Source organism: Sporomusa sp. (assembly GCF_057736855.1).
The window spans coordinates 1-8,780 of record NZ_JBYKYF010000122.1 but is presented as its reverse complement, the minus strand read 5'-3'; the positions used below and the strand labels follow the sequence as shown (position 1 = coordinate 8,780).

Annotated in this window: 10 protein-coding genes and 1 riboswitch; of the genes, 2 read left to right on the top strand and 8 right to left on the bottom strand. The window is 47.8% G+C overall.

The genetic code is table 11. The annotated features are described in order from the left end of the window. The coding region (locus tag AC29Z1_RS09525; RefSeq protein ID WP_488271227.1) for a P-II family nitrogen regulator at positions 1-120 on the top strand (120 nt) is incomplete at its 5' end. A gap of 223 nt (positions 121-343) precedes the next feature. Here the strand turns inward: AC29Z1_RS09525 and feoB are convergent. The 4 genes from feoB to cobI form a co-directional block, all read right to left on the bottom strand. Beyond that, the gene (feoB, locus tag AC29Z1_RS09520; RefSeq protein ID WP_488271226.1) at positions 344-2,191 is read right to left on the bottom strand and encodes a ferrous iron transport protein B; all 1,848 of its coding nucleotides are present in this window, start codon (positions 2,189-2,191) and stop codon (positions 344-346) included. 69 nt (positions 2,192-2,260) lie between these two features. Next, positions 2,261-2,479, bottom strand: a complete 219-nt coding sequence (locus tag AC29Z1_RS09515; RefSeq protein WP_488271225.1) for a FeoA family protein — start codon at positions 2,477-2,479, stop codon at positions 2,261-2,263. Between the two features lie 263 nt (positions 2,480-2,742). Continuing rightward, a complete protein-coding gene (locus tag AC29Z1_RS09510; RefSeq protein ID WP_488271224.1) occupies positions 2,743-2,988 on the bottom strand; it encodes a hypothetical protein in 246 nt (81 codons plus the stop codon). Further along, the gene (gene cobI / locus AC29Z1_RS09505; protein ID WP_488271223.1) at positions 2,985-3,707 is read right to left on the bottom strand and encodes a precorrin-2 C(20)-methyltransferase; all 723 of its coding nucleotides are present in this window, start codon (positions 3,705-3,707) and stop codon (positions 2,985-2,987) included. Before cobI ends, AC29Z1_RS09510 begins: the two co-directional genes overlap by 4 nt. A 108-nt stretch (positions 3,708-3,815) precedes the next feature. After that, a riboswitch (cobalamin riboswitch) is annotated at positions 3,816-3,999 on the bottom strand. Between the two features lie 173 nt (positions 4,000-4,172). Between cobI and AC29Z1_RS09500 the strand changes: the two genes are divergently transcribed. After that, on the top strand, positions 4,173-4,418 hold the full coding sequence (locus AC29Z1_RS09500; protein WP_488271222.1) for a hypothetical protein: 246 nt from the start codon (positions 4,173-4,175) through the stop codon (positions 4,416-4,418). 76 nt (positions 4,419-4,494) lie between these two features. On the opposite strand, the gene lpdA is transcribed toward AC29Z1_RS09500, so the two are convergent. The 4 genes from lpdA to lipS1 form a co-directional block, all read right to left on the bottom strand. Beyond that, positions 4,495-5,898 carry a dihydrolipoyl dehydrogenase gene (lpdA, locus tag AC29Z1_RS09495; RefSeq protein WP_488271221.1) on the bottom strand — a complete coding sequence of 468 codons (1,404 nt, stop codon included), beginning with the start codon at positions 5,896-5,898 and terminating at the stop codon, positions 4,495-4,497. Between the two features lie 127 nt (positions 5,899-6,025). Then, entirely contained in the window at positions 6,026-6,847 is an 822-nt protein-coding gene (locus tag AC29Z1_RS09490) for a lipoate--protein ligase family protein (RefSeq protein ID WP_488271220.1), read from the bottom strand. After that, positions 6,825-7,817, bottom strand: coding sequence for a LipS2 family lipoyl synthase (lipS2, locus tag AC29Z1_RS09485; RefSeq protein ID WP_488271219.1), 993 nt, complete (start codon positions 7,815-7,817; stop codon positions 6,825-6,827). Before lipS2 ends, AC29Z1_RS09490 begins: the two co-directional genes overlap by 23 nt. Further along, on the bottom strand, positions 7,814-8,647 hold the full coding sequence (gene lipS1 / locus AC29Z1_RS09480) for a LipS1 family lipoyl synthase (RefSeq protein ID WP_488271218.1): 834 nt from the start codon (positions 8,645-8,647) through the stop codon (positions 7,814-7,816). The genes lipS2 and lipS1 overlap by 4 nt, the downstream gene beginning before the upstream one ends. Between the last annotated feature and the right edge of the window lie 133 nt (positions 8,648-8,780).

Sequence of the window (8,780 nt, the reverse complement as noted above, 5' to 3'; positions counted from 1 at the left end):
CGTACCGGCAAAATTGGGGATGGCAAAGTCTTTGTCTATCCGATTGCCAATGCCGTTCGCATTCGTACTGGCGAAGAAGGCGACATTGCCATTATGGACCCGGCGGATATGCCGAAATGAGCCAAATAAAAAAGAACCCCTGGAGTTTAGTTTAATCATTCTGAACTCCAGGGGTTTTCACTATCCAGCACATGCATTCTTCTCTTTACACTGGCTACAATTACCATTGCATTGGGTTAACAATAGTTTATGGCAGCGCGGACAGCGGATCTCGCCCGCTGTACAAACCATTTTGCATTGCGGGCATACTTGCTGTTGCATGATAATCACCTCTCTCTAATGACTACATGACAAATGCCGCTACGATGGCGCCAATAATAAAAGCTAATACCCAAGAACTGAGCCAAATCAAACCACCCTCTTTGCTGCCGCGTTCTTTAAGCATAACAATTACGGAAGCAACACAGGGAACAAATAGAGTAATGGTAACCAACGCCACTAACGTCTGAGCAGCCGTAAGCTCCATATCGCTTAATCCGGCAGCACCAAAATCACGCCGGATAAGACCCATAATAAAGGCAGTAGCTGTTTCTTTAGGCAGTTTGAGCATACCTTCCGTTACCGGAGCCAGTGCTACCTGAATAATCTCCAGCAGTCCGGTAAGCCGCAAGCCGGAGATAATCAACGCACCCAGCATAAACAGTGGCGATGCTTCTAATAAAAACGCATATGATTTGGCAACCGTTTTTTTCAAGACATTTTCACCGCGCGGTAAGCGAATGGGTGGTAAATCAATCAAAAGATCAGAGGATTGCCCTGGCAGCACTTTGTTCAAAATTTTACCGGTTATCCCCAATACTAACAAAATGACACCAACATAAATAGCCATATATTTACCATCAATACCTGCCAGCATCCCCGCAATAACACCCAACTGGGCTGAGCATGGTATAGCTAAACCAAGTACAGCAGTAGCAATGGTTCGCTCACGCTTGGTTCCTAAAATCCGGGTGGTAATAGTAGCCATAGTTACACAGCCAAAACCTAAAATCAAAGGAATAATGGCCCGTCCGTTTAAACCGATACTAGTCATAATCCGGTCAACCAGGGTTGCCAGCCGCGGTAAATAACCGGAGTCTTCCATGATGGAAAGCGCAAAATAAAAGCCTACAACCAGTGGCAAGAGCAATCCCAAAATATAAGTTACTGTCATAGTTAAGAGGCCAAATTCCCCAATTAAGATTGTGCCCAGCACCGATTCTTCGCTAATAAATCTCCCGACAAACTCCCGCACTGCCGGTTCATACATTCCTTGCATTACCGTCTCTTCGGTAAAACCAACAATGTCTTGGGCAACGACAACCCCAATCAGATAATACATCGCATACAGCACAAGAGCAAACATCGGGATACCTGTCCAAGGCCGCAACATATACCGGCCTAATTTAGTACCAAAGGTAGCACCTTCCTGCGTCTCTTTCACTACATGCTTGACAATATCATTGACCCTGTGACGGCGGGCATGATAAATTTCTTCCCGCATATCCCCTGCAGGTACACCATGGCGTGCGGCTACATGGGGATCTCCCTCGAGTACTAACAAAGCCTCACCCCAAGATCCAATCCGGTTAAGCATACCTTGCAGCTTGCTTTTCAACTCGGGTGCTATCAGTCCTGTACGGGCTTCATATAACCGGTTTTTTACCTCGTCAAGCCCTTTTCCTTTTACCGCCACAGTGGGAATTACCGGCACCCCCAGGAGATGTTCCAACAAATCAATGTCCACCTTTAGCCCCTGGTTAGCAGCTTCATCCATCATATTGACTGCAACAATCGTAGGAATTCCGGTATCAATAACTTGCAGAGTCAGGAATAAGTCGCGTTCTAAATGTACAGCGTCCACTACATTTAAAATTAAATCGGCTGACAGAATAACATCTCTAGCTACTTTCTCCTCATCATTAAACGAAGAAATGCCATATACCCCGGGTGTATCAATGACTACATCCTTATTATAGCGTCCATACGAGATATCCACCGTTGTACCCGGAAAGTTAGACACATCGACATACATACCAGTTAAAGCGTTAAAAAAAACGGACTTTCCGACATTAGGATTACCAACAAGTACTATCTTCTTGGCTCCCTCTGGGATGTCCAAATGACTTAAGCTATTATGACAATGACTCATATTCTCCTCCATTGGTTAGTAACAACCTATACAGACGTTATGTACGCCTTTTTTATAATCCGTAGTATATTAGGCTGGCCTCACTTCAATATTCTCAGCAAGGCGACGGCCAATGGCAATCTCTTGTTTACCTCTACCAACAACAATGGGGCCGGCAGGAAGTTTCTCATAACATTCTACTTCAGCACCCTCAGCAATACCAAAGCGGATAGCCTGTGCTCTAATGGCAGCATCAGGAATAGCAGCAATTAACAGACGCTGACCACGTTTAGCTTGTGCGAGTGTCATAGATATTCCCCCTAGTAGTAATAATCATTATCACTTTTGAATTAAAAATTATTCGCCAACTGCGTGGCGATAATGATATTTGTTTTCAAATAAATTATATGAAAATTAATCACTACTTGTCAAGTAGGAATTAAGGCTAGACTTCTTTACAGCAACCACGCAACAACCAGTAAATCAAATATACACCATCCTTGATCCCATATTGTCCACTGCTTTACTCTGCGGCAAATACTTCTGGATACAAGCACCAACGGCAATGGCGGCTAATATCCGCGGCAGACGAATATCCCAGATAAGGCCGTTTTTGCTGAAGCTAAGTAACTATACATATCAGGATTGCCGATAATTTTTCCATAAATAACAACAGCAGCATCCCGCACCCCGATATCTGCCCGGCCAAACCCCACTGCAACCAAAGTAAATAGCATCACTGCCGCCAAAAGTCCTATCCCTGCCAAACGAGTTTTTGCCTGTTGGCGGCTCAACAGCGCCGTTAAGGTATTGTTCATGCTAATGCGTGTTGACTCACTTTTGAGCGTTTAGTAAGAATGGTTGAGAGGTAGTTGACTTTTTGTTTACTGGCGGCCGTCAGATCACAAATTATTTCTTCGCCTTCCAAACCACACTTCGAAACCATGACAGCATTTTCTACCATACCATGCTTATGTAGTTTTTCAACAATTTCAGTATAATTTTTGTATACCTTCATCAACACGACATTATCAGATACCTCAAGTACTCTTTCTAAACGTTCGTGATCAATAGTAGCTGGTACGATGCTCAGAATATCGCCACCTTCAGCCAGTGCTATCCCTAAGCGATTGCCAATTGCCGAAAAGGAGTTTATACCAGGAATATTGATAATCTGGTAGCCGGATGTTTCAAGCAGGCGGTAAACATACATATACGTACTGTATAGCATAGGATCACCCAGCGTTAGAAAAGCCACGGTTTTTCCATTACGTAATAATCCGAGAATAATCTCTTTATTACGCACCCATGCATCAGACAGTGCCTGCGCATTATAGTTCATATGAAATACTAATTCAAGAATTTCGGTACCTTCCGGAATATATGGATAGGCAATAGATAGCGCCGTGCTCTCATTCTTTTTTTCCGTGCGTGGAGCAATAACCACATCAGCAGACTTAATGGCATTAATGGCTTTCACCGTTAATAATTCTGGATCTCCGGGCCCTACACCCACTCCGTAAAAAATCCCTGCCATGCAACAACAACTCCTCAAATAAAAAATCTCTGTCATTGCAATAGGGATGACAGAGATTAAATGTCAAACACGACACATAAATCCCCTCCCCATCGCTCGTAGGTAAAAACGGTGATTGTCAAACAGGCAGTTCTTCTGACTTAGGATCATCGCTAAACTGCGCCTTCCCAGAATTATACTATTCCAGTGGCATTGAGCAGAAATAACTCCCCATCACAGCGGCGGGACCGTGCCGGATTCAAACCGGCTTCCCTATTAAGCCCTTGCGGGCACCTGTTCCGAGCCGTATGTAATTACCTAAATTGTATGATTTTACATATAAAAAGTCAAACATATTCTCCCTATTTGCCAATACGTGGAAAAACCATAAAAATAATAGTGTTAATAATAAGCTACCTTCTTTTTAATAGTTGTATTATACTGGAAGTAGAAGATTACCTGGACAATGTATAAAGGAGGGGGCTCATGAAAGGTATTGTAAGTAAGTCCTTTTTCCTCAAGCAGGCTCTACCCGTGGTCGAAGTCGACAAAATTGTATTATCCGCCTACGGCGGTAGACTGGCGGTTGCTAGCTACGGCAACACCGTAAATTTCCGGGTCCCGGCTGATGTTATCGAGTCCGGTCAAGTGGATTTGACTTTTGAAGAGTGGCAGCAACTACTGAAAAAAGTACAGCAGTCTCCTGATGCGATGGTAACAATTGAACTATAATGAAGTAAATAGTTAGAAGCATGGTCACCCCATGCTTCTAACTATTTTACAGTTTAAATTGGAATTCCATTCTGCCCTATTTTCTCGTCTTTAACTTCACCTGATGAATACTATCACCATAAATCCCATGCGCACTTTCCATGACCGTTTCCGATAAGGTGGGGTGTGGATGGATGGTATGAGCAATTTGGCGGGCAGTTAAGCCATGCCGGATAGCTAGGACTCCCTCCATAATCAAGTCGCTGGCGTGCGGACCAAGAATGTGCATACCCAAAACCCTGCCGGTAGACGTCTCTGCAATAATTTTGACCAAACCGTCGGTTTCGCCCATGGTCATAGCCTTACCATTGGCGGCAAAATTAGATTTACTAGTGATAAAATCAAGCTGCTCCCGCCGGGCTTCCTCTTCGGTAATGCCAACCATAGCAATTTCCGGCGTGGTAAAAATGCAGACAGGAATGGCGCTGTAATCCATAACCGAATAGTTGCCCATAGCATTTTCAGCCGCTACCATTCCTGCAGCCGAAGCCGTGTGGGCCAGCATACTCTGTCCGGTAACGTCACCAATGGCATAAACGCCTGGAATATTGGTCTCCATGCGCTCATTGACCTTTATGCCAAAACGGTCATAGTTAATCCCGACGGCCTCCAAGCCTATCCCCTCCAGTACCGGACGGCGACCAGTAGCGACAAGCACCTTTTCAGCCTGGATTTCCTGCATCCCCTTACCGGTGTCTACAGTTACTGCTACGCCGTTGGCAACTGACTCAATGGCAGTTACTTTTGACCCAACCAACATTTTGATGCCCTGCTTGCGCAAGATTAAACTCATGCGTTTGACTAACTCGCTGTCCACCAAAGGCAAAATGTTAGGCAGCATTTCCACAACAGTTACCTCACAACCAAAGGCCTGCAAAATAAAGCTAAACTCAATGCCAACCACCCCGGCACCAATGATCAACAGACGTTTAGGTACTTCGGTCAATTCCAGCAGTTCATCACTGGTTAAAACTTCTGGCAAATCATGTCCCGGCACCGAAATGCTGCTAGGCTTAGACCCAGTAGCAATAATAATGTTACCAGCAACGATACTTTTCTCGCCAGCCGCGGTGTTAACCTGCAATTGGTGGGTACCAGTCAGCATAGCCGTACCCCGGATAACGGTAATATCATTACTTCTGACCAATTGCTCAATACCGCCTCTGAGTCCGGCCACGATCCTTTCTTTCCGCTCCATTACCGCACCAAAATCAAAGCCGATATGGTCAGCCCTAAAACCAAAGTCAGTGCATCGCTTCAGTTCTTCCCACTTTTCAGCACTTTTCAATAGTGTCTTGGTCGGTATGCAGCCACGGTTGAGGCATACTCCACCAAGATGTTCTTTTTCTACCAACAATACTCTGCCGCCTAATTGCGCGGCCCGAATAGCTGCCACATAACCGCCTGGACCGCCGCCAATCACGGCTACATCATAAATCATAGTATCCCTCCAACCGCTCGGGACACTGTCCCTGGCTGTTATTTATCCAGTAAAGCAAGGCTCCGCAATGTCAAATTAGGGAGACATCTTTACCCGCACCTCGCTGTCAAGGAAATACCTTCTGACATCAGCGCCGCAAATTCCAACTATCCTGAGAGTATTTGTTCACAACCAGTTCTTTAGCTGCCGCTATTTCTGCAGAAGTAAGACTGCCTATTTCCAGTTCCACCCCCAAAGCCGGACCAAAGGCAGCCATCATCGCCTGACACACCTCTTCCCAGCCGATATCCCGATTGGCCGCTTCAGCAATCGCTACTGCGCGCCTGGATAACATCTCAGCTACCGCCGCTTTGTCTGCACTTGGCAAGGCAAGCAGCGCTGCCATCTGCTCCGGATTGAAATGCAATAACACCGAGCCATGCTGCAGGATAACGCCATCTTTGCGAACTTGGGCACTACCCACCAGCTTACGTCCAGCAACGGTAATTTCATAGTGGGCGGGAGCATCAAAACAGGCGGCAGAAGCCGGCTGACGCTTGGTCTGCCCATAAGCTGCCCGCGGGTTGCTCATCTGTGCATCAATTCCCAAAGCTTTGAGACCGGCAAGCAACCCCTGACAAAAAAATCGGTAAGAGGCCGTAATGGTAGGCGGAACAAGCGGATGGATCTCACTGACAACCAGGCTATAGGTAAGCTCGGCATCATGCAGTACGGCCCGCCCGCCAGTTAGACGCCGAACAACAGCCATTCCTTGACGGCGACACTCAGCTAAATCCAACTCAGCAGCAGCTTTTTGAAAATAGCCCACACTAACAGCGGCCGGCCGCCAGCCGTAAAACCGGATGGTGGGCGGAACCTGCCCGGCAGCATGCGCGCGTAATATCGCTTCGTCCACAGCCATATTGTCGGCAGCCTGACCCATGCCGCTATTGATTACCCGCCACTTCATCGCCTATCTCCTCCCAAGTCCATAATTGGCAGTCTATCAGCGCCTGCCTAACCTCTTGGGGTGTAAGCGGTCGAGGATAGTTATACACCACCCCGCCGGGACGCTCATTATAATAAGGCCGGTTGCAACCACTACAGCCACTGGTTTCAAAGGCTTTACCGTCAGCTACGGCGGCGATTAGTTCCTGTTGTGGTAATGTAATGGCTATCAGCCTCCCGCCCTGAAACTGAAAAATATCCCGGCTATAACCCAGTTTTAACAGATAATGCGCCAGTTGCACTCGCCGATAATGCCCAACAGCCGGCGGCTGCTTATGGGCTAATGCTGTCCCCCGCACCGGCGTAAAGGCAAACAGTCCGACCTGAATGCCATTGTCCTGACAGAGTGCAATGGTGCTGATCATCTCTTGCTCGGATTCTCCAAGACCAACAATCAAATGAGTAGCAACCCGGCCCGGCAAAGCGGCAGCACAACGCTGCAGCAGTTCCCAGCGCTGCCGCCATTGGCCGCCCTTGATCTCCTGGTACAGCCTGGGAGTAGCGGCATCTAGGGCGATAGCAACGCGGTCAGCGCCCTGTGCCATCAACTCCTGAGCCTGCGCCACCGTCTCAATGTCAGTACAAAGGCAGACAGGGATATTGCTAACTTGGGTTAAAACCGCCAACGCTTCCACACTGGCCTGCCAGCTCTGCTCAGTTTTGATAACCTGCAGGCAGGCCCGTTGTAGTTGTCCGGCCGCAAAAGCCGCCCCCACGGCAGCGGCGGCTTCTTCGGCGGGAAATTCAGGCCAGGTCACTCGGGATAACAGGTCTGCCCGAGCCAAACTGTCTTGCGACTGAGCGCAAAACTGGCAATAATTCTGGCACTTTTCCCCCAACAGGATATAGGCAGTGGTCGGAAGCACATCACTTTTGAATTGCTTTTTGCCAATTACGCATGCCGTACCTGCCGACAATTTCCATACATTCATAACGCACAGCACTCCTCTCCCCATGTCAGGGTAAGACCTAGACTCCGGGCTAGCTGCACAGCCGCTGGCACCGGGTTGACAATGGTATCAAACCCTATCCGCACTGCCCATTTGTCGATTTCCTCCCGATAGCGCCCTCCTGGGCGCATACAGCCAAGCTTCATTGGCAGATCCGGAAACATCAATCTAGCATGACTGAGCAAGCGGGCGGTATCGGCAAGGCTGGGAGGCTGCCTATCGGCATACCGGGTGCCTCGTGTCGGTATAAAGATAATGAAGGTTAGCGCCTCAGCACCCAGCTCCTTCAAGTATTCCAATGCTTGGTATTCACCGCTGATTTGGCCGCCTTTGAGGCCAATACAGATATGCGGCATTACTTTAACCCGGCGCCTAAGTGCCTGATAACAGGTGATATAATCGTCAGGTGTACGATTGTGGCCAAACACTTCCTGAATGGTCGCCGCATCGGTGACAAAATCAAAAGATACGCAATCGGCTACAACGGCCAGTTGTTCAATAACCGCAGAACTTACCACTCCGACATGCAGGTTATAGCGACGCCGCTGTTTAAGTTCAGCCAGCCGGTCTAGGTATTCTGCCACTGGCACAGACCCATCCGGTCGGCAGCCACCACTCACCAGCCAGCTATTACCAGTAATAGCTTCAGGCTGAACTAAAGAATCAATGGGCTGCATATGTTTTAGGTAATGTCCGCCGCAATGGGCACAGTTTAATTCACAAACTGTGCCTGTCACACTTACCGGCTTAGTCTGTTTCGGATAAACAAAGCAAATAGTATCAGGCAGTGGCAGCCGGTCTACTTTTGCCATTTTACTACAGGTTTGCGCGCGGCAGTAGCTTCGTCAAGGCGGCCCACTACCGTCGTGCGCGGCGCGTTAGTAATTAGGGAAGCGTCTTCTTTCGCTTCTCTGGCAATACAACGCATAGCTTCAATAAATCCGT

Coding starts and splice junctions, on each gene's coding strand:
- lipS1 (WP_488271218.1), bottom strand. CDS start 8,647: ATGGCAAAAGTAGACCGGCTGCCACTGCCTGATACTATTTGCTTTGTT.
- AC29Z1_RS09500 (WP_488271222.1), top strand. CDS start 4,173: ATGAAAGGTATTGTAAGTAAGTCCTTTTTCCTCAAGCAGGCTCTACCC.
- lpdA (WP_488271221.1), bottom strand. CDS start 5,898: ATGATTTATGATGTAGCCGTGATTGGCGGCGGTCCAGGCGGTTATGTG.
- AC29Z1_RS09510 (WP_488271224.1), bottom strand. CDS start 2,988: ATGAACAATACCTTAACGGCGCTGTTGAGCCGCCAACAGGCAAAAACT.
- AC29Z1_RS09515 (WP_488271225.1), bottom strand. CDS start 2,479: ATGACACTCGCACAAGCTAAACGTGGTCAGCGTCTGTTAATTGCTGCT.
- lipS2 (WP_488271219.1), bottom strand. CDS start 7,817: ATGAATGTATGGAAATTGTCGGCAGGTACGGCATGCGTAATTGGCAAA.
- cobI (WP_488271223.1), bottom strand. CDS start 3,707: ATGGCAGGGATTTTTTACGGAGTGGGTGTAGGGCCCGGAGATCCAGAA.
- feoB (WP_488271226.1), bottom strand. CDS start 2,191: ATGAGTCATTGTCATAATAGCTTAAGTCATTTGGACATCCCAGAGGGA.
- AC29Z1_RS09490 (WP_488271220.1), bottom strand. CDS start 6,847: ATGAAGTGGCGGGTAATCAATAGCGGCATGGGTCAGGCTGCCGACAAT.